General features: G+C 56.9%; 1 pseudogene. It reads right to left on the bottom strand.

The annotated features are described in order from the left end of the window. A pseudogene (locus tag B3182_RS02660) lies at positions 1–441 on the bottom strand (lytic transglycosylase domain-containing protein); the annotation flags it as partial.

The raw sequence follows: 441 nt of genomic DNA, 5'->3' as shown, positions 1-441 counted from the left end.
GCCGGCGCAGTCCGTCACGGGTAATTTCAAAACCATACTCCGGCCCGAGGGCGTCAAGTGCTCGCAGCGCGTCACCACCCGCTATAAACGCGGCAAGCTTGAAATCCACTTCCAGTCCCGGAGTCTTCAGGCCTTCCAGTTCGCTCATCAGTGGCCGCAACCGCTCCCATGTCGTCAGGAAAAGTTCTCGAACCGGATCATATGCAGGATCATCGACCGTCAGCGCTTCAGCAATCGCGTGTCGCGCGTCCAGCAGCACGGCGAGTAATTCCAGACGTAAGGCACGAGACTCCGTCGAGTAGGCCAGCGCCGAAATAATAGTGGTCAGAAAGCCATCTAACTCATCTTCAAGCGTTTGCCATTGTGCCAACTCACTGTCGTCAAACGTTGGCTCAAATGCTTGTTCGGCTGGTTCAGGGGGGCGAACCTGAAACGCCAGCC

It is taken from the genome of Methylophaga sp. UBA4204 (genome assembly GCF_002379485.1).
GTDB lineage: Bacteria > Pseudomonadota > Gammaproteobacteria > Nitrosococcales > Methylophagaceae > Methylophaga.
This window is presented reverse-complemented; position numbering and strand designations above follow the sequence as displayed.